This is a genomic window from Paraburkholderia metrosideri (assembly GCF_904848625.1).
GTDB lineage: Bacteria > Pseudomonadota > Gammaproteobacteria > Burkholderiales > Burkholderiaceae > Paraburkholderia > Paraburkholderia metrosideri.
Window position 1 is genome coordinate 24,483 of record NZ_CAJHCP010000018.1, and the last position, 25,308, is coordinate 49,790.

The following is a 25,308-nucleotide window of genomic DNA, read 5'->3' on the forward strand; positions in this document are numbered from 1 at the left end:
TACGCCATTGCGGATTAGCTCAGTGTTCCTTTACTTGCGCCTCTACATCGACGCTCGGCCAGCCGCCGCCTAACGCTTTATAAAGCAGCACAGTGTCCGACAGAATCAGTTGATGATTGGCGAGCAATGCCTGCTGCGCTTCCAGCAAGGTCCGCTCGGTTTCGAAAACTTCCAGTTGCGACACCACACCAAGGCGCAATTGCGACTGAATCTGATCGGCCACTATTTGCAGACGATCCACCTGTTGCTGCAATTCCACACGCTGTGCCTTGTGCGAATTCAGATTGACCAGCGCGTTCTCCACTTCTTCAAATGCGCCCATCACGGCCACGCGGTACTGCTGTTCGGCTACCGTCGATTGCGCCTGCGTAACTTTCACATGCGCCCGCACGCCGGGATCGAGCAGCGGAATATTGATGCTGGGCATAAAACCGTAGGTGAACGACTTCAGCAGGTCGGTCAGTGCGAAACTGGCCGTGCCACCATGCCCGGTGAGGTTGATGGTCGGCAGTTGCGCGAGTTTGGCCTGGCCGACCAGGTCGTATGCTTCAAGTACTCTGAACTCTGCAGCCACTACATCGGGACGCCGTGCCAGCAATTGCGCAGGCAGTCCATCCGGAACGGCTGGCAATTTCACGCGCTGCTGCAAATGCCCTCTGGGCAATTGAAATTCGCCTGCTGGTACACCGACGAGCGTGCATAGCGCGTTATTGGCGATATCCCGTGAGCGGCGCAATTCGAGCAACTCGTTCGTCAAACGGTTGATTTCGGCCTGCTGACGCAGCACCTGGGTTTGCGGCACGAGGCCATTGCTGCGTTGACCTTCGTAGATGGCAAGAATCTGTCTATTCGTGACCAGCGTCTTCTGCTGCTGATCAATCTGGTCGTCGAATTGAAGAATCTGGAAATAGGTGCTGGACACGTTCGACACCAACTCGAGGTAACCCGCACGCCAGTCCGCCTCGCTGGCGTGGAATTCCGCCTTCTGCGCCTGCACGCCTTTTTCGACTTTTCCCCAGATATCGATGTCCCAACTCACCTGGCTCGCGACGTTGTACTGTTTGGAGAACGTTTGACCCGTGGTCTTTTCAAAGTCGGCGCCCATACCGAGATCCATCGTCGGCAATGCGCCTGCTTTGGCTTCGCCGATCTGCGTGCCCGCGACATCGATACGTGCGGCCAGTACCTTGATATCGAAATTGCCGCCAATCGCCCTGGCAATCAGCGTGTCCAGATACGGGTCCTGGAAGCCTTTCCACCAGTCGGGCTGAATCGTCGCCGCAGCCGATACCGAGGCGCCTTTCTGATCCGACCACGACGCTTTGGCCGGCGTATCGGGCCGCTTGTAGTCAGGCATGCTGACATCGACGCACGCGCACAACGACAGTGCACACGCCAATGCCGCACAAAGGGTGCGCGGCGTGTGCGTCGCGCGAAAGCCACGCTGCAACGATGCGATGAAGAGAAAGCGCTGGCGGACCGATGAATCAAACAACGCTGACACGATTGTCTCCGATACCACCTTTTTGCACTGCGCGAGAAGAGCACCCCTTTAGTTAAAGCATCGCCTGCACGGCCTCACCTTCGAAGCGGCGCTACAAGTCGGCGTGGGGATCGGGCAGAGAAGCAGAAGGTGCGTGGAAAGAACGATTGAATAACCGATGTTTTTGATGAACTGGCTGCGCGGAGATGAAGTGCCATGCGTCCGCGCAGCCGTCGCCGCTCAGGACACGTAGATGTTGTTGCTCGAATTCAGATGCGGATCGATCGTCGTCGTCACACCTGCGACAAACGCAGCGTTGTTGCCAGTTGCGTTCTCGATATTCAGCGTCGAGCTGATCAGTTGAGTGCCGTTGACCGTCTTGCTGTTGTTCGGCGCGTACATCGGCGTGAAGTTGAAATATGACGAAGACGGGCCGAAGCCGTTACCGCCGCGCACGGCGCTCATGGCCTTGCTGTCGAGTTGTTCGGTGATGGACAGGTCTTTGATCATCAGCGTGTTCATGGTAAATCTCCTGAGAAGGGGAACTGCACAGTGTTGCGATTAGGTTCGAGCAACTTGTCTGCTCGAGTGTCACTAATGCATGGGCTGTGCCAGTGTGGGTCTCCGTTCTCTGAAAATCTTCCGGATGCCTTTATACACAGGGCTTTGGGAATAACGCATATTCAAATGCGCCGAACACTCGGGCGAAACCCAAAGCGTGAATGCCGGATCACAGCCAACATGTCGCGCGAAGCTGTTGGCCAGATCGCGACATCGATCATCGTGCAATAACCGTAATTTTTTTCGAATACACCGGCGGGTTGTGCGGCATATGCATGTCATCGCCCATCAACAATTGCAACGTGTGCTTTCCCGGCGGCAACTGGATTGTCGTTTCAGTTTCACCCGCGCCGAAATGCAGATGATTGCGATCCGATGGAATTTCCTGATCCATCGGCGGCAGGTCGGTATCGATCAGCAAATGATGGTGACCGGTATTCGGATATTTGACGCCTTTCGGCGCCACGCCCATATAGCGCAGGCCGAACCACACTCTGAAAGGCTTATTGGCGGCCACCACCTGGCCGTCATTCGGATAACCGATATAGGCATGGGCGGCGGCTGGCGCGGGTGTCGCCCCGGCCAGAGCTGAAACGGGCAACGCCAATGCCGCCGACGTCACGAACGCCGCGACCGCGATGATCTTGTACATAAGGTCTCTCCGTCCTGATCGACCCGCTTTGAGCGAACGGATCGCGCTAGTTCTTTAGCACGGTGATGGTGATTTTTTTCGAATACACAGGCGGCACGTGAGGTACGTGGTTGTGGTCGCCGAGAATCAGCTGCAACGTGTGCTTGCCCGGCGGCAGTTCGATACGCGCGTCCGTTTCACCCGCACCGAAGTGCAGATGGGTGCGGTCCGACGGAATTTCCTGGTCGAGCGCCGGCAGGTCGGTGTCGATCAATAGATGGTGATGGCCCGTATTCGGAAACGCGACACCTTTCGGGCAGATGCCCATATTGCGCAGCCCCATTCGCACCCACAGCTTGCCGCCATGAATCACGGCGCCGTCTGAAGGCCAGATGATGTACTCCTCCGCGCCTGGCGGCGACGCGGTCTGTTCCGCTTGCGCCAGGCTGCCCACGACTACAAGCGTCGCGCACATCACCGCGCGCAATGCGGCAAGACGTCCATGGATGCCACCGCGCCTGTTGGACACAACGGGGATCAGGGTTATTCGCATAGCGCACTCTCCTGAAGAGTGGTCATGGCCACCTCGGTTGCGCGGGGCAGGCCGAACGATCCGGCTGGATATCGCGGGCGCGAGTGACTGGACGACCGCATGGTTAAAACGGCCATGCCGCGCTACTTTGTGAATTAGCTTAGGACGTAACTTGCCAAAAAGATACGCCACACTCGTTATCCATATACCGCGTTGGGTACACGCGGACAGTTGTGACGCACAAAGCGCGTGCTATGGTTATTAACAGGTTGTAGATGGATGGTCGATAGCGGCATCGATGCTTCGCGCCGGGTACTTCAACAATCGCTGCGGGCAAGGTGGTCCTCGAATGCCTATGTTCTGTCCGGGACAAACAGGATGTGAAGATGTGGCGAATATTCATGCTGATGTGCATGGCTGGGGCAATCCACACGCATTGCGATAATGCCTATGCCGCAACGCAACGCGAGGATGCGAACTGGAGTACGAATTCGCTCAACGCACACGCCCCACGTGTCGCGCTCGTGATTGGCAACGGCGCATATGGCAGCGTTGCCGGTCCCGTCCAGCACAATGCTCCGCGCGATGCCGAAGCGATGCGCGACCAGCTGCGTGCGCTCGGCTTCGACGTGATCCTGCGCACGAATGCCACGCCGCAGGAGATGCAACAGGCGATCGGTGAATTCCGCCAGCATCTGGAAGCCGGGGGCACCGGCCTCTTCTATTTCGCGGGACACGGGATGCAAATTGGCCGGCAGACACTGCTGATTCCTGCAGGACTCGACACACGCGCTCCCGCATCGGTGATAAGCAACAGCATTGACCTGCGCACCGTATTGCAGGCAATGCAGAAGCCGCGCGCCGGTCAACTGAATGTCGTCATTCTCGACACGTGCCTGAACAATCCTTTTTCCGCCGGCGCAGCAACCGGCACATCCGCCCTTCCTGCCCATACCGTGGTTGCGTACGCGACGGCAATGGGCAACTTCGCCGCGGACGGCCAACAGCACGGCATTTATACGAGCGCGTTACTGAATGCACTGAACAGCGCGCCATCGCGGGAAAGTTTTGCCGGGCTGCTGCAACGGGTGGCCACGCGGGTTGTCGATATCACACACGGCGCGCAAAGGCCCTGGATTGCAGCATCGCAGTCTCTGTCCTTCAGGCTGGCTGCAAACGCTCGTGACGACGACAGCAACGCAATCACGCCGCTTGCGTATAACGAAACCGTCGTTAGCTCACATAGCCGAGGCATTCTCCCCAAAGACAGTAGCGAGCAGTACGAGATCACCTTCTGGAATTCAATCAAGGACAGCACCTATCCCGCCGATTACGATGCGTATCTGAAGGCCTATCCTAATGGGCGGTTCGCCACGCTGGCTCACGCGCGCATCGATCGTCTTCGTGCCGCGGCGTCGAATCCTCCCGCCGTCACGTCACCCGCAGCGCCTGCCGTTGCACCGGCGCCTCAAGCGGCTCGCCCAGCAACGCCGCCAGGCGCCGCCGCGCAAGAACACCCGCATACCACGGCAACGCCAATAGCAGGCACGCCCGCCACCGCAGCGGCCACAACGAGGCCGGTGACGCACCCGCCAGCGGCCGGTGAACAACGCGACTGTGCCACCTGTCCCGTCATGATCGCAGTGCCCGCCGGCTCGTTTCCGATGGGTAGCAACACCGATGACCCTTCCGAAAAGCCTGTTCATCATGTGACCATTGCTGCACCGTTTGCGATCGGCAAATATGAAGTGACAGTGGAACAGTGGAATGCCTGCGTCGCCGCGAATGCGTGTCAGAAATTGACGCCCGAGAGCAACGCCAACAAAACCGCACCGGCACGCGACGTCAGTTGGGACGACGCACAACAGTACGCAAAATGGCTCAGCAAGATAACGAATAAGCCGTACCGTCTCCCCACCGAAGCCGAATGGGAATATGCAGACCGTGGCGGCACCACCTCCGCCTACTGGTGGGGCGATCAGATGCGCAAAGGCAACGCGAACTGCAAGGACTGCGGAGATCCGTGGCATAAGGAAGGGCCAGAAGCCGTCGGCTCGTTCGCCCCGAATCCGCTGGGTCTTTACGATATGAACGGCAGCGTCTGGGAATGGACCGCCGATTGTTGGCATAACAGCTATCAGGGTGCGCCTGCGGACGGTCACACATGGGACAGCCCTGGCTGCGACATGCGCGTCATTCGCGGCGGTTCATGGCGCGAGGACGGCACCTATATGCTCAGCGCCACGCGCTTCAAATACAGTGCGGGGGTCCGTCAGTCGCAAGATGGGCTGCGGGTCGTCAAAGACCTCAGGTGAGCGCATAACGTGCGCGACTTCCGTGTATTCAAGGCACGCGAGGTTTCGTCGTGATCGGCGCAAAATCGGCGACGAGATGATCCTGGCCGTACTTTCCGCCGATTTGCGCGAGCCGCGTATTAAGTGCGCGCAGATAGTCGGCGCGCGATTCGCTTTCCGCACGCGGCTTGTCGAATAGCGGCACGGGCGTAATCAGCAACACCACCATCTCCGAACCAAACGGCTTCGAAATGATCCAGTCGCCCGCACTGCCAATCGTGGCCGAATAGTGCGGCGGCGCCTGATTATCTTTCGCGCGCGGGCTAGGCACCATGTGCACGACGCTACCGTCCAGCTGGTAATAGTCCAGATTCACATACGAGTCGTAGCCGGGCGTGCTCACGTCGACCACTAGCGGGTCACCGTCGTTCAACTGAGCGCCTGGCGGCCGTACATGCAATTCAGCCACGCGCCCCGCTTGCCAGTTACGAACCCAATAAGGCGCAAGTGCCTTGACGGTGTCGCATTTGTCGTCCGCGAGCGGTTCGACTTCGAGTGCGAGGGTGCCGACGCCCGGTAATGCCGTCAGCGTCTCCTTCAGATGCGCCACGCCATAACGCTGCGAAACGTAGCCGTGCACCGTCAACGAATGATCCTGCACAGCCGCAGACAGCGCGGAACACGGCACCTGCGCGAGAACAGGTGTCACGGCAGCCAGAGTCAACGCAGGTTTGGGCGCGGGCGTCGTGGCTAAGGGCGGCGCAACAGGCGGTAAAGCGGCTACTGCCGAAGACGGCGACGCAGACGCTGTCGGCCCCGACGACATCGCAATTGCCGAGCCGTTGACTGCGCTCGCGGTGTCCATCCTCAGCACAGCAGACGCAGATTTCTCGGTCGTAGCTGCCGGCTCGACCGCACTCCGGGCCTTTCCGGCATCAGTCGTAACGCTGCTCTGCCGACCCGGCCCCGACCGTAATGCAAACACGCCCACAGCCGCCGCGCACACCACGGCAAAACTCGCGAGTCCCACCTTTGCCAACGTGCCCGACTTTTCCGCGCGCGCTTCGTTGTCGAACTCGGCGATAAAGCGCGTCACGCTCGATATGCGCGTGGCTCGATCGAACGACAACGCCGCACGTAACGCGCGCCATTGCTTCGCGTCGAGATTGGGTGGCCGCTGTAGCTTGAAATCGGCATTGCGCGCCTGAGTCGCCGACAAGCGGTCAAACGGATGATGGCCCGTCAACAACTCGTAGGTGATGCAGCCGAGCGCGTAGATATCATCACGCGGATCCGGTTCACGATGTTCGATCATTTCCGGACTGGCATAGGCAGGCGTCAATGCACCGAGGCTGCCCGGATCGAAAACCGTGGCATCGCTCTCTTCTTCCGGACGCTGAAACACGCGCGCAATGCCGAAGTCGATCACTTTCACTTCGGCGTTGGTGGTCAGAAATACGTTGGCGGGTTTGAAGTCGCAGTGAACGAAGCCGCGTTCATGCGCGTACGCGAGTGCGGCACACATGCCGCGCACGATCGGTAACGCCGCGCGCACCGGCATGCCCTGGTACCCGGGCGTGCGCAGCAGCTGGCTGAGCGGTTTGCCGCTCAGATACTCCATGGTGAGATAAACAATCGGGCCATCGCGGTCGAAGTCGTAGACCGTGATGATGTTGCGATGCGCGAGTACTTGCGCCTTGCGCGCCTCACGCTGCAACGCGACCAGTGAATTCGGATTACCGCGGAACTGGACGTTGAGAACCTTGATCGCGAGATACGGCTTGCGATCCGACGCTTCGAGCTTGCGCAGATCGAGTGCCTTGTACACCGTACCCATCCCGCCCACGCCGAGACACTCTTCCAGTACAAAGCGGTTATTCAGGGTATCGCCAGTACCTTTGATCTGATCGTGTGCGGCGCCGCCGCTAGCACTCGCGGCATTGGCCGCGTTCCCCAAACTTCCCCCACTTGCGGAACGCACCGACGGAATTTCCACGGTGGTCTGAATGCCGGTTTCCTCGCCGCCGGCCGCAACGTTAGATACCCGCAACTGCTCGATGCGTCGCCGTACCTCAACGTAGAGGTCGTCTGGCAGAGGCGCTTTCCGATGCGCTGCGCCGAGCATCTCCAGCAATTGCGTGGGGGCGACTCCTTCGGTTGTCAACGTGCTGTCGAGTTGAGCCACGAACTCGTCACGGGAGAGCTCGCCGTTCTGAAAGTCGTGAATCACACGCGCAAGGCTAGCCATTTGTGCGAAGCGCCGCCGCTGCCGTTGGGCCGGATCGTATGCGACCGAAGCCACGCGGGCCGATAGAAGAATTCCCGTAACCAGTTACATGTGCCGCTTCGATACTAGCTCCCGGTCCACGCTTTCGCAAACCAGGATTGGCCCGCGACACATGGCGCATGCGCTGGACGCAGGTGTCGTTCGATCTCCAACAGCATTCGACCGAGTGTCGGACATACACCACCGCTCGCGCGCCAATCCACTGAGGCGCGGCGTTTCCCTGTTCACCCGTGATCCACGCGAAAGCCCTGTGCATCAAGCCTTCTACAACTTTATTAGGAACCTTGACTAAAACTGGCACAGGCCATGCATTAGTGACTACCGAGCAGACAAGTTGCTCGAACCCAACCGAAAGACGTAATTTTTTTCTTCCAGGAGATTCACCATGAACACGCTGATGATCAAAGACCTGTCCATCACCGAACAACTCGACAGCAAGGCCATGAGCGCCGTGCGCGGCGGCAATGGCTTCGGCTCGTCGACGTCTTACTACAACTTCAGCCCGATCTACGCGCCGAACAACAGTAAGAACGTCAGCGGCACCCAACTGATCAGCAACGAACTGAACATGCAGAACGCTACGGGCAACAGCGTTGCGTTCGCCGCCGGCCTCAGCTCGACGCTCAACCCCAGCATCAACTCGGGCAACAGCATCCACGTCTAAAACGTGACGAGGCGAGGTGCCCGCATTAGCGGAGCACTTCGCCTCGCGCCTTCCACGCCCGTCGTCTTCCGCGCACCTTTGGAGAATCACCATGTCATCCCTCACGATTCGCGATCTGTCCCGCACCCGCGAGCTGGACCGCCGCGCCATGTCGGCAGTGTCTGGCGGCACGGGAAGCAACGTGCCTGGCCTGCCCTCGGTGGCCGGTCTCAGTGGCATTGCCAATGTCAATGTTTCGGTCAATCAGAACCTCACTCAGATGCAGTACGTCAATGTGGCGGCCCTTAACAACGTCGGCGTGATTGGTGCGGGTTTCGTGCCGCTGCATCTGAACGTTAGTCCGTCGCTGTGGGGTGGCAATTACGCTACGGTGTGACGGCACGCAGTAGAAAGGAACCGGAGATTGTCCGACTACTGCCGCATCATTGCCAACCCACAAGCCGCTGACGGATTTCCTATACTGATAGTGCGACGAGACCACTGCACATCGAATAACAGCCTCGAGCGGCGACCGGCCCATCGCACCGGCCAGCCGCTCGATTTCTTTTGTGGAGCCACCATGGCCAAGCTCATCATTAAAGACCTCGCGGATAGCGTCGAACTCGATCGCGAAGCAATGGCCGCGATTGTCGGCGGTGCGCGAGTCGGTGCGCGCTCGAGCGTGGCTGCGCCTCTGGTGCCGGCTTCGAAGCGGGTCGTCGACTATCCGCCTGGCTTTCCCGGCGCGCATCGGCAGATCGCCATAGCAGCTTTGCAACGCATCAGACAGGGTAGCTAATTGCGCTTTCGCGGATTCCTCGCAACGGAAACGGCACACGTCATCTGCGCGTGCCGTTTTTATTTTTGCGGAGCGCGCGAGCGTCGCGCACCCACCATTTGAATGTGTTTCGTAGGGCCCGTCACAACACTTTTTCCCGGCTTCGCGTTGACTCGCCTTCCCGCATAAGCAGCACGCAGCGCAACAGGCCGCCTGGATTGGCACGGCTAGCACGCTTCGCATTGCGCACCGGCGCCGCTGGAAATTGGCATATCCCTTGCAGAAGTCAAAGCGGGCACCGCGTCGTGCCCGTCTATCTACTGTCAGGAGTACCGCCATGAAATCCATTGTCATCATCAAAGACCTGCTGTGTTCCACGGCTCACGCGCAAGACGAAGTCACGCTCGCCGCCGATCAGATGAAAACGTTGCACGGCGGCCGCTCGGTAGTTGTCTCCGTCAACGGTGGTGCCCTCGGTCATGTCGACGATTGGGATATCAACACGGCTATCTTCGAAGGCCGCATCGGCGGGACCTATTTGTAGGACGCACGAGCGCACTGCAAATGGAAACCGGCATGTTGGGCCCGTCTCTGCGGGAAGACGTGCCGGCTCAGGATGGGCTTGAACGAGGTGCCGGCTTTCTTGATGGGTAGCGTGCGGCTCGACAGCTCCGTGACGATTTTCCGGCCTGGGCATGGGGTTTGCTCAACAGGATTATCGATACTGCCGTTCGCGTGCCGGTCTTCAAAGTGGCATTGCGTGGCTGTCGTGAAGGCAGATCCTATCAACCAGGCGGAGGTCATTAATATGTTGGGAACTATTCTTCTGATCGTGCTGATTCTTCTCCTCATCGGTGCGTTGCCTTCGTGGCCGCACAGCCGTGCGTGGGGCTACGGACCAACGGGTGGGATCGGTGTCGTCTTGATTGTCGTTATCGTGCTGCTGGTTGTTGGGGTGATATAACCGGCGCAGATTAGAGCGCTCTACGTGCGTAAAGGGCATTAGCCCGTTGACGCATCCGGCCGGCCGCCGGATATCCATGCAGTTCACTGTACGGATATCCGGCGGCTTCATTATGTCGATAGACGAATCACATTCACAAGCCGTCATGGCAGAGAACGGAGAACGCGATGGAAAATTTACTCGCCAACCAGGTTGCCCTCGTGACGGGCGCCAGTTCGGGCATCGGTTATGGCGTCGCCAAGTCTCTGGCGAAAGCGGGCGCGGCGGTGGTGTTGAATTATCATTCGCATCCAGAATCAGCTGAACAACTGGCTGACGAGATACAGCAACACGGCGGCTCAGCGTTTGCGGTTCAGGCGGACGTGTCCGATCCGTCACAAGTAGAGAAGATGTTCGCGGCATGCCGGTCGCGCTTTGAGAGCGTGGATATCGTCGTCGCAAATTCCGGTTTGCAGAAAGACAGTGCATTTGCCGACATGTCGCTGGAGGATTGGCAAACGGTGTTGGCAACCAATCTGACCGGCCAATTCCTGACAGCCCAATCCGCCGTCAGAGAATTTCGCCGACGTGGTCACAGAGGCAACTCCAACGCACTCGGCAAAATCATTTGTATGAGTTCCGTGCACGAGGTGATTCCTTGGGGCGGCCATGTCAATTACGCTGCGTCCAAAGGGGGAATTCAGATGTTCATGAAATCTCTCGCGCAAGAGGTGGCGCCAGAACGGATTCGTGTGAACTCGATCGCGCCCGGAGCGATTCGCACGCCCATCAACAAGGACGCGTGGGATACAGAGACCGCGCTGAAGAAACTATTGCAGTTGATTCCATACGGCCGTGTGGGCGAAGCTGAAGATATCGGCAATGCCGCGGTCTGGCTTGCGTCAGATGAAAGCGACTACGTGGTAGGAACAACCTTGTTTGTGGATGGCGGCATGACGTTGTATCCAGGCTTTGCGGATAACGGCTAACCGTCGGCATCCCTACACGCGCAAGTGGAACTACTACGCGAATGCAATGCGCTGAATCACAGGCCTTGCCGAAGCCCTCACCGCATCAAACAATCTTTTCAGCCAGTGCATTGCGCAAGGGCGTAATCGTCGTCGCAGCGGTGAGCCACGCACGAATGCACGGACGCTTTGTGCGGCGCTCGCGCGCCTCAACACTACGCTAACGCGACGTCGGAATACAGCAGGCACGCCCAATGCTCAATCAACTTCGTATTCAAACTTCGATACGAAAGGAGATCACATCATGCCTTATCTTCTCGGCTGGCTTCTCGGCGTTCCTTTGATCGTACTGGTCATCCTGTACCTTATCTTTCATTAAATTCCCGAATCCTGATGACATTGCCGACCTGAGAACCGATCACGGGCCGATTTACTGGCCCTGTACTGTTCTCTGACTACTGGACGGTCCTCACTGCTGGATCGAAACAAAACAAAAGGCGACGCTCACATTCGGGGGCGCCGCCTTTTGCACATTGCCGCAAACCGCGTAATGCGAAGCGTGGCGCGAGCGCATCGGGGCGTGCGGTTTTTTTCTTGCACTGCGCAAAATAGCAGGTAAAACTAGTTTCGCTTGTTCAGGACAATGCCATATCTGCACACGTGCACTGACGCAGCACGCGCAAGGAGGGACCGATGGCAAACGACGAGTACACGCTGTCACATCAGGAGGTGGTGAAAGCCATCCTCATTGACCAGCACATTCACGAGGGCCTATGGACGCTCAACATCGATTTTCATGTCGAGACCAGCCACGCTCCGCGAGTCCACGATCCCACTCTGACGGTTGCAATCAAAGGCGTCGGCATCATGCGCGCGCCGCCTACCGACCCATTCGCGGTGGACGCGGCGCTGATCAATCCAATGCCCTCACAGCTCATCGAAGAAGCTGCGCAGATGAGCGCTCAAGCGGACAGTTCGCATCAGGGCGCCAATGGCAGCATGCAATTCTGCCGTGATGCGTATCGGCATATCGCTGTGCAGAGCGCCATAAAAACGCGCTCTAAAATTAGCTAGCCGGTTGGGCGGGAGCGATTTTTTCCGCCCCACGCAGACATCCGAATCGGGCGGTGATCAACTCGGTGGTCCACGCGGGTGATCGACTCACTCACCGGACCGCCGGACTTCACCGCTCCCGTGTCGATTAGCCTGCTACCCATAATCGGTTGACCCCACGCATACGCCCGGACCGCTGCAAAACGGCTCGCAGGCGATGCAAAAAATTGGCGCGCGATTCACGCGAGCCCAGCCATTAGTCGGGAACATGCACCCATGCCCGGCGAGCCCAACTCCCGGCGAGGGTGACGCCGGAATTCGCCCGCATGCCACCTTCCTGTGAAGGCAGTGAGACACCCGCTGGCAGCTTGTGGCCGCAATGGACGCAGGCAACAAGCCCGCGACCCGGACCGCGGTCCCGGGCATGAATGCATGGTGAAAATATACCCGGATCATTGTTGGATAGGCTTCTTAATGTTCCGTCCTTCACCACCAAATTCGGAATAGTCTCCCGCTATAATCAAGTTTGTCAGAACAACTTTCCGAATCCGCCATGACCACCCGAAATCGCCCGCTCGACAATCAGGATCGCAAGATCATGCGCGAGTTGCAGAAGAACGCCCGGCTGACCAACGCGGAACTGGCCGACCTGGTCGGCATGTCCACTACCGCTTGCTGGAACAGAACGCGGCAGCTCGAAGAGTCGGGCTTGATCCGGGGCTACGTTGCGCTCATCGATCAGGAAAAGCTGGGTCTTTCGGACACGGTCCTGATTGAAGTGACGCTCGACCGGCATGAAGAAGAAACCTTGCATCGCTTCGGCGAAGAACTGGCGCTGCTGCCCGAAGTACTCGACGCTTATTTGATTTCCGGCGAATACGATTACCTGATCAAAGTGGCTGTTCAGGGCACAGCGGGCTATGAGCGCTTCTTGCGCGAAAAACTTTATCGGATCGCTGGTATCCGTCACAGCCGGTCGATGTTTGCACTTCGATGCATGAAGAGCATCCCGTCGGTTGCGGTTTAATCCATTCGGAGAAGGCGTGGGTTAGTGCGCAAGCTTTGCTGACTTCAACGGCATCCATACAGACTCGCTGGAATGAACGAGCATGGGCTCGTCGCGAATGCGCTGTGTCTATCCGAGACCGATTACGGCGAGTCCGATCCTTCACACAGGCCAATGTCGATCAGCCTGTGGGCGCGATACGCGCTCGACAATTTCGCCGCCGTCGCCGGCACGGTCTAACTAGGCTCGCCGATTTCAAATTTCAATCGTTCGCCTAAACCGCCCCGCGCAGGCGGATTCACGCGTCGCGCAATGGTTTCTGGCAGGCTGCCAATACCGCGCCGGCCGCCAGCAACAACGCCGAATACACCAGCCCGCGCGCGAGCCCCCCCCCATCCGACACCCATCCGATCACCATCGGCCCGACGATCTGTCCAAACGCGAACACGATCGTGAACGCGCTGATTCCCTTCGCCCAGTGACTTGCCGGGAAATTGTGCCGGACGAACGCCGTGGTCGAAGCGACCGCCGACAAAAACGTCGCGCCAAACAGCACGCCGGACACGAACGCCACCCACGGCTGCGTGAACAGCGCGGGCAGCAGCGTCGCAATCGCGAGCAATGCGTTCAGCACCGCGAGCGCCTGGCCGCCTCGCATCCGGTCGAGCAATCCGGACCACACGCGGGCCGAAACGACCGTCGCCAGTCCGAGTAGCAGATAGAAGCCGGTCACGACCGTCGCGCTCATCCCCGCGTTGCGCAGCAGCGCAACGATGAACGTCATGTAGCCGATATAGCCGACGCCGAACAACCCATAGCCCGTCAGCATCTTGCTGAAACGTGGCCAGCGTGGCGCGTCGATGACACTGGAAACCTGAGCCGCCGCTGCCGTGCTCGCATGCACACGCTCGATCTTGCGCGCCGCGTTGATCGCGACCGCCGCGAACACGACGCACGCGGCCGCCAGCGCGAACCACGCGAATTGCCAGCCGTGCGCGGTGTTGACGATAGTGAACGGCACCAGCACCGATGACGCGACGATGCCCCATCCCGTGCCACCGTAATAGAGACCGAGGATAAGCCCGGCGTCCCGCGGTCTCGCCGATGCAAGACGCGCCGCCAGCACGCCGCCGCCGATAAAGATCGCCGCGCTGCTTGCACCGGTGATCACGCGCAAAACGAGCAACGAATGCGTGTCCGCGAGCAGTCCACTGCCCGCCATCAGAATGGCCGTCGATACACATCCAGCCCCGAACAGCGCGCCGGCCGACCAGCGGCGCGCGAGTCGCGGGAAAGCCAGCGCGCCCAGCAGATAGCCGAGCGCATTGGCGGTATTCATCGCGCCAGCCTGAGCGAAGCTCCAGCCGAGGTCGAGTTTCATCGACGGCAACAGCAGCGCGTACGCGAAGCGGGCGAGCCCCAGCGCGATCGCGCTTCCCAGCGACAGCGCGGCGGCCAGCATCAACGTGGGAACGCGTTGGGCGGCGTCGGGGAAGGTGGTTTGAGTCGAAGCTGTGTCGAAGGAAGTGCGTGACATGGGCTGGCGTAAGTGGGCGGGAACGCTGCGGGCCGGTTATGGCGAACGATTTTTATGTGCCGCCTCGCCATCATAGCCGGGCGCAGCATGCGGCCTTGACCGTTAGTTGCGTCAACGAGCGAGAACCTGCACGCTTGTGCGATTTTTTTGGCGGCCTTCGGCTGTGCAGGCGTATCTCACCAGCTGAGCGATAGACCACCGCCGCTCCGCGCCCACACCACAAACACGCATCAAATCAGCGCCGCATAAATGAGAATGATTTGCATTTACTGAAGAATTGAGCGATGATTCATCCCACGCCATCATCCGAACCGATCTCATGACCACGCTCGACCTCAGCCGCGCCGATACCCCCACGTCACGTCCAGCCGCGACTGCCGCCACCGCTGGCTACGCGACGCCTGAAGCATCGGCGGTACTCGACGTGCTGCTGTCGCGCCAGTCGCATTGGCCGCTCACCGAGCCCGGCCCGGCCAACGCCGAGCTCGATCTGATCGTCGACACCGCGCTGCGCGCACCCGATCACGGCAATTTGCGGCCATGGCGCTTCGTCACCATTCGCGGCGAAGCGCGCGGCGCGCTCGGCGATCTGCTGGTTGATCTCGCCTGCGCACGCGCGCCCGGCGAGCCGCGCTCGGCGCATGCGCATCGTCGGCAGAAAGCTTTTGCGGCGCCGCTCGTGATTGCGCTCGGCGCGGCGCTGTCGGTGCATCCGAAAGTGCCCGAAGTCGAGCAGTTGCTAGCGGCCGGCGCGGCGGCAATGAACATGCTGAATGCGATCCATGCGCTCGGCTACGGCGGCTTCTGGGCCACCGGACCGGACAGCTACGAAGCGCGTCTGCACGACGCACTGGGTTTCGCACCGAACGAACGATTGCTCGGTTTCCTGTTCGTCGGCACGCCGAAAAACCCGGCACAGCCGCCGGTGCGCCCAGCGCGCTGCGCGCACGTGCGCGAGTGGCTGCCGCCGCAATCGGCCTGAAGCTTGAGTTTCAAGTGAAGTGGGCACTCGCCCGCATCGACCACGATCGATGCAGGCACCTGACGCGAGCCCGGCGTCACCGCCTATCCGTCGCACGCGTTCTAGCGCTGGCCTGCGACGCGGCTTCCGTTCAACCCGGCCGGCGCGACTCATGGACCGTGTCCATACAGGAGCATCGATGAACTTCCGCTCTCAATTCAGCAGCCGTCCCGAACTGATCGACGATCATCCGGTGGACGCTACCGATGCGCCCGAACGCACAGTCCTGACTGCCGTGCGTACCTGGCTGCGCCCGGCGTGTGAGACCGCGCGCGGCGGCGTGCACTGGCGCGACATTCTGAGCGGCGTCGGCTTGCGACAGGACGGCATCGAGCATTTCGATCTGCTGATGCGCTCGCTGATGCACGTGTCGTATCGTCCACTCGACATGCGCTGCCGTTGCGCCAGCGATCTCGGCAAGGATGAAGCGGTGATTCTGCAAACCATCGCGCTGCTGCAGAAAACGCACAGCGGTGCCGCGTTGCGCATGTTGAGCGAATGGCTGCCCGCGCCTGCGGTGAGTGGCGTGTTGAAACTGATCCGCTGGTTCGCTATCGATCTGCTCGACGCCGGCGTGGAACTCGATGTGCAGGCGCGCCGCGTCACGTACATGCATTGAGGACGCAAGCCCATGCCCATGGAACTGGATCTGGCGCCTACTGCGCTTGCATCCGAACCCGTCACAGCCAGCCGCGCGATTTCGCAAACAGTCGAACATGCCACATCGCGTCCACGCACCGGAACCGCGCATGAGACTGCAGCGACGGCGCTCCCCGCTTTCCGGTCGCATCCGCTGACGCGGCAGTATCCGCACAGCGTCGCCGCGCCGCGGGCGGGCGAGTTGCATCTTTGGCGATTCCGTTGCGAATGGCTACCGGTGCCGGTTCAGGAAGGCGACACATGGTTGTCGAAAGCCGAACGTGAGCGCGCCCGGCTTCATCCGAACGCCGCGCTGCGCAAGCGCTTTATCAGCGCGCGAGTGGTGGTGCGCTGGATCGTCGGCAATCTGTTCGAATGCGAGCCGCAGCATGTCGAGTTGCAGGACGACGGCAACGAGAAGTTACGCGCGCGTCATCCTCATGATGGTCGCGGCATCACTATTGACATCGTGTACGGCGGCATCTGGATCGTGATCGGGATGGCGTCGGCCACGCTGGGTCTGAGCGTGGTCACGCCTTCGCCCGGCAGCGCGCCTGACGAGTCATCCGATGCAGCGCGGCGACGTGCGCGTTATAGCAGCCTCTGCAATGCATTGCGCTACGCGCCAGTGGATATCGACGGCGCTCTTCTATTGAGCGATAGATCAAGCTGCGCTCTCGAACTCGGCGAACACGGCTATTGGTATGTGCTAGATCTGCCGATGGGTGGCAAGATTCGCGCAGCCGTCGCGATTGCCCAGCAGGTGACGATGGTGCACACGTTTGGGTGGCCAAAGGGCGTCGTGTTCGATCGGCTCGATAGCTGATCGAAACGCGGCGCGACTACCTTGAGAACGGCGTCTCCGACCACGCGAGACACGCGGCATAGGAATCCGGCGCGGCCAGCCAGTGTGCGGAAATCGCACGCATGCCGTCCGGAATAGCGTTGCGCAAGGTCACGCGCGATGTATCGCGCGGCAGCACGCTCAGATGCTGCAGTCCTTCGACAACGCCCACTCCCGTTGTTTTAACCAGCGCCTCCTTTGCCACCCACGCGTCGTAAAACGCCGCACGCTGCTGCGTGATGTCGAGGCGTTCAATCCACATCTTTTCGGCGGGGTCGAGCGTCAGCGGTGCAACCGAACGCCAATCGAACTGCGCACGCATCTGTTCGATATCCACGCCGACGCGCCGCACCGCAGACATCGCAATCAGCCCGTGCGAACCGGTATGCGATACGTTGAAATCGATCCGATTCGACTCTGCCAGATGAGGACGACGATGTGCATCGTGAGTAAAACGAAGGGCATGTGGCCCGATGCCGAGGTATTGCGCGAGTCGCTCACGCAGCGCGACTCGTACGGTTGCGAAACGCAGTGTGTCTTCATGACGAAGGAATTTGCGTGCGCGAGTCCGTTCGTCGTCGCTGAGCGATGAGAAAGCGTCGTCATCTAACGACAGATTAAAAGCCAGGTCGACCCGCCATAACGAAATGTCGGACGGCGCGTCGTGGGGCAATGGAATTGACTCGATGGAATACATCGCAGAAGTTCGGACGTGAAAGGCGGGTTCGCAGAAGACTAACCGCGACTCTAACCTGGATCACGTTCGATACGACGATGTCTTCAGTCAACTACGCGTCGCTTGTTTCGGCACGCCGGGCAGCAACGCCACGCCGCTCACGAATAACAACGCAGTGAGCAGATACAACGCGTTGTCCATGCTGCCCGTGTGCGTCTTGATCAGACCGATCACCCACGGGCTCACAATTCCGCTTGTGATGCCGATGCTAGTCGTCGATGCCGCAGAGCGTGTAGTTCGCTAACTTGCCAGAAACAAACGTCAGGTGCGGGAATAACTCGCTCGGGAGTTGGAATGGCGCCCGCCGGTTGAGTTGGCCCATTGCCGCACGATGCATGCAAGTACTGGAGAAACCCAGCGTTTCCCCAGTCTCGCGCTTGCTCGAAGATCGATGCGCGGCGTACCGCGCATCCTTCATCTCAGCGGCGGTCGTCACGCCGACTGGCGTGATCAATCCGTGCCGAATTTCGACGACCTCGGTCCGAATAACAGCCCATTCGGCGGCCCCGCGTGCAGCAGCCGATAACTCGTCACAGCGGCCATATCGTGGCTCCTGTCCGTCAGCGAGTCTGCAATCTGCTGGACAGCCGCAGCCACGAGCATGCTGACCAAACCCGCACCGCCATAGTTATTGCCTTCGTTGCTGTTGGCTGTCGCGCTCCCCTGCCACAGCACATCACCGGTCTTCAGATCCACCAGTTTCGCCGACGCGGTGACAACAGTCGCACTGGCGAGCACGCGGTACGAGGTACCGAATTGTGTGATCTTCGAATACAGCACCGCGTCGGCGCCGAAAATCTCCCGAAGCTTCGCGGGCGAGGTCGCCTGAATATCCGCCGCGACGGTCAGACCGTTCTGGCGGAACGTCTCATCCATCACCGCCACCGGCACCACGTAGTAACCCGATTCGGCGAGCGGCATCGTCATCTGGGAAAGCATGCTGTTTGTCGCCTGTACATCGGTCGTTTCATTCTCGGGCGGCAGCACGAGGATCGAATGCGGCTGGCTGTTTTTGAAAGCCGTGTAGTCAGCATGTTTGACCGGTTGCGCGCACGCCGCCAGCAACGCGACCGTCGAAAGCGCAAACCAAAGTTTGAAGCAAAGGAATCTGGACATGGGAACTCGATCAAGGCTGTGGGGTTTTCTGCTTCATCAGGAAATCCATGTAGGTCGCGGATTCCGGAAACAGATGCTTTTCGGCTCCGAACTGCTCCATGGCCGGGCCGTCCTTGCCAACGCCCGCGTACAGCATTCCGAGTTGCGCATGAAAACCTGGCGGAGGCATGGCGCCTTTTGCGCGAATCTCCTGCAGCGCTTTTTCTAGTGCGTCGATCTGCTGCTGCGGATCCTTGCCACCCTTGAGATAGTCGTAGACCGCCGGTTCGTAGCCGGTCCACTGGTAAAGCGGCGGACTGCTTGCCGCACATCCCGTCAGCAGCAGCGCTACTGTCATTGCCGGCAGTCCCATTCCCCGTATCGTGCTCATTCGTTTCATCGTCAATTTCGTCGGTGTGATGATGTGTCGCCGGAAAGTCCGTGCAACGTGATGACCGCGTGCGCCTATCGTGAAGCTTTAAGCACGCCTCCATCGACTTGCGCGGCCAGATGATTGACGGCCTCCTGAATCGCGAGGTCAAGCACCTTGCCATTCAACGTGGAGTCGTAGCTGGCCGTTCCCCCGAAACCGATGATTTCGCGATTCGACAGACTGTATTCGCCCGCCCCCTGGCTCGACGCTACGACTTCCGACGTCGTGGTATCGACTACGTTGACACTCACTTTTGCGTAAGCCACCTGATTCTTGCCGCTGCCGAGAATGCCGAAGAGTTGGCGATCACCCGTTTCCTTGCGGCCGAACTCGGTAACGTCGCCAGTGATGACAAAGTTCGCGCCCTTGATCGCCTGCCCCTTTTTCATGAAGCCGGCTTCCTGACGGATTTCGTCGAGGTTGTCCCGATCGAGCACATTGAAGCGGCCACTCTGTTGCAGCGCGGTGATCAGGATGGTTTTGGCCTGGCCTCCAAGGCGGTCGACCCCATCGGAGAAAATTCCTCGCATATAGCTGGACCGGTTGTCGAACTTGCCCACGGCCATCTCGATGCGCTGACCCGCGTAGGGAGTCTGGGAAATGCTGACCGGCTGGACCGGCAGCGAATGCGAGGACTCTGTTGCACATCCGCACAACGCCAGGACAGCAGCGGCCACCGAAACTCCATAGACTTTTGACATATCTATCAATCTCCTTTTTTTGGTAAAGCAGTGAGGATCAAACGGTAATCAGAATTGCGCCGTCACCTGAAAGCCAAGCGTGACCCGCGCTGTCGGAAAACCCGAAGGTTTGTAGATTGGAGTGCCCGCGAAGAGGTCATAGGCGAGTGCACCGGCCTTTGTCGACGCACTGCCCCTGATACCTATCACCGCACCCGCGAGTTGCGTCCCCACCAGGAGCGCGGCGTTCGGCCCGAACACATGTCCGTAGTCGATGCCCGCATAAAGCGACTGTCCGGTCGAGTTGATCGGCAACTGAAATTCATTACGCCAGTAAAAGCCGCGCTCCGCCGCCAGCATCGTTTCGCCGTCGAAACCGCGCACCGTGTAGCGGCTGCCGATAGTCAGGTCGTCGATGTAGTTCAGCGTGTAGTTCGTGAACTGTCCGTGAACGCTCGTCACGTAGCGAAGAGTCTGGGTTGCTAGTTGGAACGGGATGGACAGGTTCGCATCCAGCACGGCCATGTGGAAGCGGTACGTTGGCCCATTCACGTAATAGTCCGGCGTTGCGCCTAGTCCACCGATACCCTGACGGTAAGCGAGACTACCGTCGAACTGCGATGCGCCGAAGTAATGCCGATCGGTCAGACCGGCTTCGATGAATGTGTTGTTGCGATGCTGTTGCGGGATATCCGTATCTTCGATGAAGCTCTCGCCAAAACGCTTCGTCAGCCGGAACTGCGCGCCAAGTATGTTGTTCTGGCTGCGCATGAGCACGCGCTGGAGTTTGAAGTCCACCGTCTGCGAATTGCCGGTCGAAACGAACGTCGCATTAGCCCCCGCGATCGGCTGATAGTACGAGTTCGTATAGGCCGACAGCGTGCCGGTCCAGTAGCCCCACGGGATCGAATACGAGCCGTTCCAGCCGTGGGAACCGAGACGTTTGTCGCCAAATTCGAGATCCTGGCTCACGCCGACGTTGAAGATGTCGTTCACGCCGAGTGGGTTGTCGATGCCGAGGCTCAGATTACCTTGCAACCTTCCCGTTGCGCGCTGGCCCGAGTTGTCGATCGAGGCGACTACTGTCCAGGGCTTCGTGCGCTTTACTTCCAGTACTACGTCGCTTTCACCGGGGACGTTCGTCGGGACGATCTGCATGGAAACGTCCTGACTGCTGACGCGCTTCATCTGCTCGAGTCCCTGTTCGAGGTCGCGCAGATTCAGCACGTTGCCATCGCGTGTGGGGAATGCAGACTTCCATGTGTCGCGTGGTGCATTGTCGGCAAAGCGAATCCTGCCGATAATGCCGGGCACCAGTGCGAATTTCAGCGTCCCGGTTGAGAGGTCCTGTTCGGGTAGTAGTACGCGTGTAGTGATGTAGCCACGGCTCAGGATGGCTTGTTGCAATCCCTTCACGATAGCGTCCAGCCCCTGTTTGCCGATGCATGCCCCAGCATAGTGGTTCACCCATTCGCGCGCGAAAGCGAAGCGGTCCAGGCTTAGCGCTGATGTGCCCTGCGCGCGCGCTGTATCGGGCAAGGTGACGGGCACGTCGAGTACGAACGATTCAATACGGAAGCATGGCGTTTCAACTGGCAGTTCAGGCCAGTTTGAAATGCGCTCAACCGTTGAGCGTACGGACGGCGCATTTACTGCAGCAGCGCGCTGCTGTGATTCGCGATGCTCCTTCACCTGCTGGTTCTGTTCGGCATTGGCGCGTGCCGCTGCAGCGGTATCTGCTCGTGTTGGTATCGGCATCTGCTGCGCGTGGGCGAGTGATGCCAGAGCTGTGAGCGGCAGGGCTGCCAGCCTTTTTATGATTTTCATTACTGGACTGGTCCTCGATTCTGCGTGTCGTGCGTTGTTCGCCTGCGTCTATCGAATGAGCTGAGTAGTACGCCCCGTTGATCGTAGTGGGTGCGTTCTTGCCATGCGGAGCATTCATCGGACTACCGCTCATTCCTGCAGGTGTGCTCGGACTTATTTATAGAGTCGCCGCCATCGTTCAGGGTCGCGGTGTCCGGCGCATACCCCTATCACTCGCATCTGACACGGCCGCCGTTGTCGAAGTCGATTTTCCCTGGACGCAACAATCGCTTGCAAAGCAAATCGCCCCGACGCATTTTCCAAACGACATATTTTTTCTCCGACGCGGGCTTTTGCCTGAAGGCGGGAGTCTGCCAGATGACGCGTTTCTTGTGCTATCTCAATTACATCGTATAACGAAGCATCATTGACTTCCTCGGGGTTGATGGTGTGCGCAGCGCGACGGCAAACCCGCCCGAACGGGACGTATCCGTACTACTGTTCCATGACCGCGCAGGCCCTTGCATACCGCCCCGACACTTACCACGTCAAGGCCGCGCAACGCGCCGAAGGGCACCTGAATGTCATCGGCGTGTGTCACCGCAGCAGCCAGATGCAACACTTCTGCATTGGCCGCGCTTTCGGCTGCAGCCTGCGCAACCGCTTCGCCTGACTCAGCGATAGCAGCTAAAGTCGAAATAGCGCCAGTGTTGGCAGGGTGCACGTCGATGCTGGATAGCGTTGGCTTGAGCACTTTTCGCTAGCGCGGCAACGCCGGTGTTGATGAGGAATATGCCCGAGGCAATACGTCGGACTAGGCCTGTACAGCGATTCATGCACCGAGCCAGCAAGGCGTACCCGACGGTAAAATAAAGTGTCTTGGCGATCGCATTATTGATCGTCGAGACGCGCTGCGTTGCCGAGGCTTGCGGGCGAAACCAAAGGGAACCACTACGGTTGCTGCCATTAGCGCCGCCACCACTCGCAGGATCGAAGACAGGTGGAGTACCAGCTGTGCGACGCCGAATTTCGTTCGCTTCATTTCGGTTCATCCTGCTTATCGTCTTCGGTTTTGTAGCTCTCGCGCGCCTTCTTGTAGCTGTTGTCGAAGGGTTTGATATTTAGCAATTTGGCCCGACTGGTCATTCCACCGACAAGCACTGACAAAAAGCCGACTAACAAGAAAACTCTGGCCCAAATGACTGGGAGTTCAAATTCAAGTGCGATAGCGGCAAGTCCTATTCCCATAACGATTAGCGTCAAGCGAAGCCATGAAGCTAGGTTGCCGTTGTCGATGAATCTGATCTTCATTTTTTCCCCTTGGAAGTTTGCGGCCCGAAAATGCCATCTATCTTTTCTTGCACGTTCATAGCCACGCCACTACCGTTTACTTGATTCACCAACTCATTCACGGCAGGGGTCAACATGGGCGATGCCGCCGATATGTAGTTCGATGCAATAGACGTAGAACCATTAAAAAGGTATTGCCCAGTATTCGGCTTAGCCAATTGCCCAACGGCATCTGCGGCGATTCCTATGATTGGTCCGCCGTATGCAATACCCTCACAGACTACTGAGCAAGGTGTTATCGACGCACCCGCTGCCGCAAGTGACGATACACGTCCCGCGTTAGTAGAAACCATCCCCGCTGCATCTGTCGTTGTGTTACGCATGAAGTCCGCGTCGCTCTTGTCGAACTTGGTAAACGGTCCCGTTATAGATGACGACCTCGAACGGGACAACGGATCGTATGAAACTGTGCCCGGCACGTCGGTGGCAGAGTTCGACAGAATATATGACTGCAATTCCAGATTCGCCTGTGCCGTTATCTGCGTCAGGATCGGCTTGCCGTCGGCCGTTGTTCCTGCCGACATCCACTGTGCGCCCGAGTCCGTAGGTGCCTGACCAATGAGGGTCGTAGGTGCGCCTGATTCGTTGGTTCCGTTCGAGGTTGCGCCCATGATGCGCATCTGGTCCTCAATTTGCGCCTGCGAATACAGTCCGCCGCTCTTGTCGGCGAGTTGCTTGGCTACGGCCTTTTCTTCGGGGTGCAACTGCCGGTTGAAGCGATCCACCGCCGAACCCGCCGTTGCCCCAGCCGCTCCACCTACCCCGCCTATCCCCGTCGCGGCCACATTCGCGACGATGTTACCCAGCGCCTTGTCCAGATCGGCGTTACCCGTCGGGCTCGAATCCGCGATGGGCTGGCTCAATTCATCAAGCTTGCCCGCCGACTTCGACGCGATCGCTGCGCCCACTGCTGCACCCGCTGCACCTCCAATACCGCCGGAACCCAGCCCACCCACCACCGCTGCCCCCGCCGCCTGAAGTTCCGCACGCGAATTGCCGCCGTCCTTCCACGCATCCATCCCCGCCTGGTCGCCAGTTGCCTCCGCTTCCCTGTACTTCGAATCCGCGTAATCGCCGATGCGTTGCGCCACCGCCGCCGATGCGGCCGTTACCGCGTTCATCAGATCGGCCTGGTTGTTCACCAGCTGGTTCACGTCCGGCAGCTTCTACCGTGCCGTTCGTGCGGCTCGTGTCGCGGCTCAGACTCGCGATGTCCTGCTCCTGATTGGCACCGTCGGTGACGTTGATCGTGCCCGCGCTGATCGCACTACGTGTTGTCGCGTCCGAACTGCCGCTATCGTTCGCGAACGTCGGCAGTGCACCGCCCGTGTCCTTGCCCGACGTCTGGCCCGTGGTCGCGTCGTTGTTCCCGCCACTGCCTGCGGTAACACCTGCACTGATGCCCGTGCTCGTGGCGGTGTAGTCGGAGTGATTTTTCAGGTCCGAGAACGAGAGCGTGCCCGTGTTGAGCGTATTCCTGTCTGCGTCGGCATCACTCGCAATCAGCGCGCCCTTCAGGTCGGTGTTGCCCTTAACGGTAATGTCGAAGCCGTCCGTGCCCGCGTGTATGCCCGACTGCTCCTCGACACTCGCATAGGGGAGTTGACCATGGCTGATGCCAATCTTAAACCACGTCGGGCACGCGACGAACACGTCACGCGCATTTCCGTCCCGCTTGAAGCTGACCACGCGCACGAACACGACAGGCGTATGACCTTTCCCTGGATGCAGATCACCGATGCCATGCTCGAACACGCGGGCTTCCTGCCGGGCAACCAGGTCCTGTTCAGCATCGACTACCGGCACGGACATATCACCATTACCCCGGACTATGACTACAGGATCGCCAGCAGGTACATGACCGAACCTGAAGCCGAAGCCATGCTGAAACGACGCAGCAGACGCAACTGAGCAACACCCATAAACAGCAAACCCGGCCGCGGCCGGGTTTGCTTTGTCAATCATGAATGAATGGGTGATGACTATAA

At 59.3% G+C, this 25,308-nt stretch carries 29 protein-coding genes and 2 pseudogenes; 17 read left to right on the top strand and 14 right to left on the bottom strand.

Annotation, left to right across the window (positions count from 1 at the left end):
* Positions 1–19: 19 nt before the first annotated feature.
* The 4 genes from LMG28727_RS30245 to LMG28727_RS30260 all read right to left on the bottom strand — a co-directional run bounded on the left by LMG28727_RS30245 (position 20) and on the right by LMG28727_RS30260 (position 3,228).
* Positions 20–1,504: an efflux transporter outer membrane subunit gene (locus tag LMG28727_RS30245; RefSeq protein WP_407945885.1), complete on the bottom strand. Its 1,485-nt coding sequence runs from the start codon at positions 1,502–1,504 to the stop codon at positions 20–22.
* Positions 1,505–1,723: 219 nt separating this feature from the next.
* On the bottom strand, positions 1,724–2,005 hold the full coding sequence (locus LMG28727_RS30250) for a hypothetical protein (protein ID WP_201646010.1): 282 nt from the start codon (positions 2,003–2,005) through the stop codon (positions 1,724–1,726).
* A 256-nt stretch (positions 2,006–2,261) separates the two neighbouring features.
* Entirely contained in the window at positions 2,262–2,696 is a 435-nt protein-coding gene (locus LMG28727_RS30255) for a DUF4399 domain-containing protein (protein WP_201646011.1), read from the bottom strand.
* A gap of 46 nt (positions 2,697–2,742) precedes the next feature.
* Positions 2,743–3,228, bottom strand: coding sequence for a DUF4399 domain-containing protein (locus LMG28727_RS30260; protein WP_201646012.1), 486 nt, complete (start codon positions 3,226–3,228; stop codon positions 2,743–2,745).
* A 392-nt stretch (positions 3,229–3,620) separates the two neighbouring features.
* Between LMG28727_RS30260 and LMG28727_RS34865 the strand changes: the two are divergent.
* Positions 3,621–4,295, top strand: a pseudogene (locus tag LMG28727_RS34865) (caspase family protein); the annotation flags it as partial.
* The gene (locus LMG28727_RS34870; RefSeq protein WP_407945887.1) at positions 4,296–5,522 is read left to right on the top strand and encodes a formylglycine-generating enzyme family protein; all 1,227 of its coding nucleotides are present in this window, start codon (positions 4,296–4,298) and stop codon (positions 5,520–5,522) included.
* Between the two features lie 28 nt (positions 5,523–5,550).
* Here LMG28727_RS34870 and LMG28727_RS30270 read toward each other — a convergent pair whose 3' ends face one another.
* Positions 5,551–7,749: a serine/threonine protein kinase gene (locus LMG28727_RS30270; RefSeq protein WP_201646014.1), complete on the bottom strand. Its 2,199-nt coding sequence runs from the start codon at positions 7,747–7,749 to the stop codon at positions 5,551–5,553.
* Positions 7,750–8,173: 424 nt separating this feature from the next.
* Here LMG28727_RS30270 and LMG28727_RS30275 point away from each other — a divergent pair, with 424 nt between their 5' ends.
* The 9 genes from LMG28727_RS30275 to LMG28727_RS30315 all read left to right on the top strand — a co-directional run bounded on the left by LMG28727_RS30275 (position 8,174) and on the right by LMG28727_RS30315 (position 13,419).
* Entirely contained in the window at positions 8,174–8,452 is a 279-nt protein-coding gene (locus tag LMG28727_RS30275) for a hypothetical protein (protein WP_201646015.1), read from the top strand.
* A gap of 91 nt (positions 8,453–8,543) precedes the next feature.
* Positions 8,544–8,828, top strand: coding sequence for a hypothetical protein (locus LMG28727_RS30280; RefSeq protein ID WP_201646016.1), 285 nt, complete (start codon positions 8,544–8,546; stop codon positions 8,826–8,828).
* A gap of 183 nt (positions 8,829–9,011) precedes the next feature.
* Complete coding sequence (locus tag LMG28727_RS30285) at positions 9,012–9,230, top strand: hypothetical protein (RefSeq protein ID WP_201646017.1); 219 nt, start codon at positions 9,012–9,014, stop codon at positions 9,228–9,230.
* A gap of 316 nt (positions 9,231–9,546) precedes the next feature.
* On the top strand, positions 9,547–9,753 hold the full coding sequence (locus LMG28727_RS30290; protein ID WP_201646018.1) for a hypothetical protein: 207 nt from the start codon (positions 9,547–9,549) through the stop codon (positions 9,751–9,753).
* 264 nt (positions 9,754–10,017) lie between these two features.
* Positions 10,018–10,173, top strand: coding sequence for a DUF3309 family protein (locus LMG28727_RS30295; RefSeq protein ID WP_074771229.1), 156 nt, complete (start codon positions 10,018–10,020; stop codon positions 10,171–10,173).
* A 167-nt stretch (positions 10,174–10,340) separates the two neighbouring features.
* Positions 10,341–11,141: an SDR family oxidoreductase gene (locus LMG28727_RS30300; RefSeq protein WP_201646019.1), complete on the top strand. Its 801-nt coding sequence runs from the start codon at positions 10,341–10,343 to the stop codon at positions 11,139–11,141.
* Between the two features lie 672 nt (positions 11,142–11,813).
* Entirely contained in the window at positions 11,814–12,194 is a 381-nt protein-coding gene (locus tag LMG28727_RS30305; protein WP_201646020.1) for a hypothetical protein, read from the top strand.
* A 532-nt stretch (positions 12,195–12,726) separates the two neighbouring features.
* The gene (locus LMG28727_RS30310) at positions 12,727–13,200 is read left to right on the top strand and encodes an Lrp/AsnC family transcriptional regulator (protein WP_201646021.1); all 474 of its coding nucleotides are present in this window, start codon (positions 12,727–12,729) and stop codon (positions 13,198–13,200) included.
* A gap of 72 nt (positions 13,201–13,272) precedes the next feature.
* The gene (locus LMG28727_RS30315) at positions 13,273–13,419 is read left to right on the top strand and encodes a hypothetical protein (protein ID WP_236592485.1); all 147 of its coding nucleotides are present in this window, start codon (positions 13,273–13,275) and stop codon (positions 13,417–13,419) included.
* A 58-nt stretch (positions 13,420–13,477) separates the two neighbouring features.
* Here the strand turns inward: LMG28727_RS30315 and LMG28727_RS30320 are convergent, their stop codons facing one another.
* Entirely contained in the window at positions 13,478–14,716 is a 1,239-nt protein-coding gene (locus LMG28727_RS30320; RefSeq protein ID WP_201646022.1) for a YbfB/YjiJ family MFS transporter, read from the bottom strand.
* 319 nt (positions 14,717–15,035) lie between these two features.
* Here LMG28727_RS30320 and LMG28727_RS30325 point away from each other — a divergent pair, with 319 nt between their 5' ends.
* From LMG28727_RS30325 to LMG28727_RS30335, 3 genes are all read left to right on the top strand, one after another.
* Complete coding sequence (locus tag LMG28727_RS30325) at positions 15,036–15,698, top strand: nitroreductase family protein (RefSeq protein ID WP_201646023.1); 663 nt, start codon at positions 15,036–15,038, stop codon at positions 15,696–15,698.
* A gap of 178 nt (positions 15,699–15,876) precedes the next feature.
* On the top strand, positions 15,877–16,356 hold the full coding sequence (locus tag LMG28727_RS30330) for a hypothetical protein (RefSeq protein WP_201646024.1): 480 nt from the start codon (positions 15,877–15,879) through the stop codon (positions 16,354–16,356).
* 12 nt (positions 16,357–16,368) lie between these two features.
* Positions 16,369–17,202 (top strand): 4'-phosphopantetheinyl transferase family protein, encoded by an 834-nt coding sequence (locus tag LMG28727_RS30335; RefSeq protein ID WP_201646025.1) that lies wholly within the window; start codon positions 16,369–16,371, stop codon positions 17,200–17,202.
* A gap of 16 nt (positions 17,203–17,218) precedes the next feature.
* Here LMG28727_RS30335 and LMG28727_RS30340 read toward each other — a convergent pair whose 3' ends face one another.
* The 6 genes and pseudogenes from LMG28727_RS30340 to LMG28727_RS30365 form a co-directional block, all read right to left on the bottom strand.
* Positions 17,219–17,917, bottom strand: coding sequence for a 4'-phosphopantetheinyl transferase family protein (locus LMG28727_RS30340; RefSeq protein WP_201646026.1), 699 nt, complete (start codon positions 17,915–17,917; stop codon positions 17,219–17,221).
* Between the two features lie 87 nt (positions 17,918–18,004).
* Positions 18,005–18,178 (bottom strand): annotated as a pseudogene (locus LMG28727_RS30345) (MFS transporter); the annotation flags it as partial.
* A 228-nt stretch (positions 18,179–18,406) separates the two neighbouring features.
* On the bottom strand, positions 18,407–19,072 hold the full coding sequence (locus tag LMG28727_RS30350) for a DUF799 domain-containing protein (RefSeq protein ID WP_201646027.1): 666 nt from the start codon (positions 19,070–19,072) through the stop codon (positions 18,407–18,409).
* 10 nt (positions 19,073–19,082) lie between these two features.
* Entirely contained in the window at positions 19,083–19,442 is a 360-nt protein-coding gene (locus LMG28727_RS30355; RefSeq protein WP_407945888.1) for a DUF4810 domain-containing protein, read from the bottom strand.
* Positions 19,443–19,516: 74 nt separating this feature from the next.
* Entirely contained in the window at positions 19,517–20,185 is a 669-nt protein-coding gene (locus tag LMG28727_RS30360; RefSeq protein WP_201646029.1) for a CsgG/HfaB family protein, read from the bottom strand.
* Between the two features lie 48 nt (positions 20,186–20,233).
* Positions 20,234–21,991: a ShlB/FhaC/HecB family hemolysin secretion/activation protein gene (locus LMG28727_RS30365; protein ID WP_201646030.1), complete on the bottom strand. Its 1,758-nt coding sequence runs from the start codon at positions 21,989–21,991 to the stop codon at positions 20,234–20,236.
* A 484-nt stretch (positions 21,992–22,475) separates the two neighbouring features.
* Here LMG28727_RS30365 and LMG28727_RS30370 point away from each other — a divergent pair, with 484 nt between their 5' ends.
* Positions 22,476–22,643, top strand: a complete 168-nt coding sequence (locus LMG28727_RS30370) for a hypothetical protein (RefSeq protein WP_201646031.1) — start codon at positions 22,476–22,478, stop codon at positions 22,641–22,643.
* A gap of 365 nt (positions 22,644–23,008) precedes the next feature.
* Here LMG28727_RS30370 and LMG28727_RS30375 read toward each other — a convergent pair whose 3' ends face one another.
* Positions 23,009–23,281 carry a hypothetical protein gene (locus tag LMG28727_RS30375; RefSeq protein WP_201646032.1) on the bottom strand — a complete coding sequence of 91 codons (273 nt, stop codon included), beginning with the start codon at positions 23,279–23,281 and terminating at the stop codon, positions 23,009–23,011.
* Complete coding sequence (locus LMG28727_RS30380) at positions 23,278–24,474, bottom strand: hemolysin (RefSeq protein ID WP_236592500.1); 1,197 nt, start codon at positions 24,472–24,474, stop codon at positions 23,278–23,280. The genes LMG28727_RS30375 and LMG28727_RS30380 overlap by 4 nt, the downstream gene beginning before the upstream one ends.
* A gap of 83 nt (positions 24,475–24,557) precedes the next feature.
* On the opposite strand from LMG28727_RS30380, the gene LMG28727_RS34390 reads away from it, so the two are divergent.
* The gene (locus tag LMG28727_RS34390) at positions 24,558–24,743 is read left to right on the top strand and encodes a hypothetical protein (RefSeq protein ID WP_236592487.1); all 186 of its coding nucleotides are present in this window, start codon (positions 24,558–24,560) and stop codon (positions 24,741–24,743) included.
* A gap of 185 nt (positions 24,744–24,928) precedes the next feature.
* Positions 24,929–25,231, top strand: a complete 303-nt coding sequence (locus tag LMG28727_RS30385) for a hypothetical protein (protein ID WP_201646081.1) — start codon at positions 24,929–24,931, stop codon at positions 25,229–25,231.
* The last annotated feature ends 77 nt before the right edge of the window (positions 25,232–25,308 follow it).

What these genes read in the sequence shown, in the direction of transcription:
- LMG28727_RS30305 (WP_201646020.1), top strand. Translation starts at nt 11,814, where the DNA reads ATGGCAAACGACGAGTACACGCTGTCACATCAGGAGGTGGTGAAAGCC.
- LMG28727_RS30355 (WP_407945888.1), bottom strand. Translation starts at nt 19,442, where the DNA reads ATGAGCACGATACGGGGAATGGGACTGCCGGCAATGACAGTAGCGCTG.
- LMG28727_RS30325 (WP_201646023.1), top strand. Translation starts at nt 15,036, where the DNA reads ATGACCACGCTCGACCTCAGCCGCGCCGATACCCCCACGTCACGTCCA.
- LMG28727_RS30310 (WP_201646021.1), top strand. Translation starts at nt 12,727, where the DNA reads ATGACCACCCGAAATCGCCCGCTCGACAATCAGGATCGCAAGATCATG.
- LMG28727_RS30250 (WP_201646010.1), bottom strand. Translation starts at nt 2,005, where the DNA reads ATGAACACGCTGATGATCAAAGACCTGTCCATCACCGAACAACTCGAC.
- LMG28727_RS30385 (WP_201646081.1), top strand. Translation starts at nt 24,929, where the DNA reads ATGGCTGATGCCAATCTTAAACCACGTCGGGCACGCGACGAACACGTC.
- LMG28727_RS30255 (WP_201646011.1), bottom strand. Translation starts at nt 2,696, where the DNA reads ATGTACAAGATCATCGCGGTCGCGGCGTTCGTGACGTCGGCGGCATTG.
- LMG28727_RS30260 (WP_201646012.1), bottom strand. Translation starts at nt 3,228, where the DNA reads ATGCGAATAACCCTGATCCCCGTTGTGTCCAACAGGCGCGGTGGCATC.
- LMG28727_RS30300 (WP_201646019.1), top strand. Translation starts at nt 10,341, where the DNA reads ATGGAAAATTTACTCGCCAACCAGGTTGCCCTCGTGACGGGCGCCAGT.
- LMG28727_RS30370 (WP_201646031.1), top strand. Translation starts at nt 22,476, where the DNA reads ATGACCGCGCAGGCCCTTGCATACCGCCCCGACACTTACCACGTCAAG.
- LMG28727_RS30350 (WP_201646027.1), bottom strand. Translation starts at nt 19,072, where the DNA reads ATGTCCAGATTCCTTTGCTTCAAACTTTGGTTTGCGCTTTCGACGGTC.
- LMG28727_RS30320 (WP_201646022.1), bottom strand. Translation starts at nt 14,716, where the DNA reads ATGTCACGCACTTCCTTCGACACAGCTTCGACTCAAACCACCTTCCCC.
- LMG28727_RS30295 (WP_074771229.1), top strand. Translation starts at nt 10,018, where the DNA reads ATGTTGGGAACTATTCTTCTGATCGTGCTGATTCTTCTCCTCATCGGT.
- LMG28727_RS30270 (WP_201646014.1), bottom strand. Translation starts at nt 7,749, where the DNA reads ATGGCTAGCCTTGCGCGTGTGATTCACGACTTTCAGAACGGCGAGCTC.
- LMG28727_RS30340 (WP_201646026.1), bottom strand. Translation starts at nt 17,917, where the DNA reads ATGTATTCCATCGAGTCAATTCCATTGCCCCACGACGCGCCGTCCGAC.
- LMG28727_RS30275 (WP_201646015.1), top strand. Translation starts at nt 8,174, where the DNA reads ATGAACACGCTGATGATCAAAGACCTGTCCATCACCGAACAACTCGAC.
- LMG28727_RS30285 (WP_201646017.1), top strand. Translation starts at nt 9,012, where the DNA reads ATGGCCAAGCTCATCATTAAAGACCTCGCGGATAGCGTCGAACTCGAT.
- LMG28727_RS30330 (WP_201646024.1), top strand. Translation starts at nt 15,877, where the DNA reads ATGAACTTCCGCTCTCAATTCAGCAGCCGTCCCGAACTGATCGACGAT.
- LMG28727_RS30360 (WP_201646029.1), bottom strand. Translation starts at nt 20,185, where the DNA reads ATGTCAAAAGTCTATGGAGTTTCGGTGGCCGCTGCTGTCCTGGCGTTG.
- LMG28727_RS30315 (WP_236592485.1), top strand. Translation starts at nt 13,273, where the DNA reads ATGAACGAGCATGGGCTCGTCGCGAATGCGCTGTGTCTATCCGAGACC.
- LMG28727_RS30375 (WP_201646032.1), bottom strand. Translation starts at nt 23,281, where the DNA reads ATGAAGATCAGATTCATCGACAACGGCAACCTAGCTTCATGGCTTCGC.
- LMG28727_RS30280 (WP_201646016.1), top strand. Translation starts at nt 8,544, where the DNA reads ATGTCATCCCTCACGATTCGCGATCTGTCCCGCACCCGCGAGCTGGAC.
- LMG28727_RS30335 (WP_201646025.1), top strand. Translation starts at nt 16,369, where the DNA reads ATGCCCATGGAACTGGATCTGGCGCCTACTGCGCTTGCATCCGAACCC.
- LMG28727_RS30365 (WP_201646030.1), bottom strand. Translation starts at nt 21,991, where the DNA reads ATGAAAATCATAAAAAGGCTGGCAGCCCTGCCGCTCACAGCTCTGGCA.
- LMG28727_RS30290 (WP_201646018.1), top strand. Translation starts at nt 9,547, where the DNA reads ATGAAATCCATTGTCATCATCAAAGACCTGCTGTGTTCCACGGCTCAC.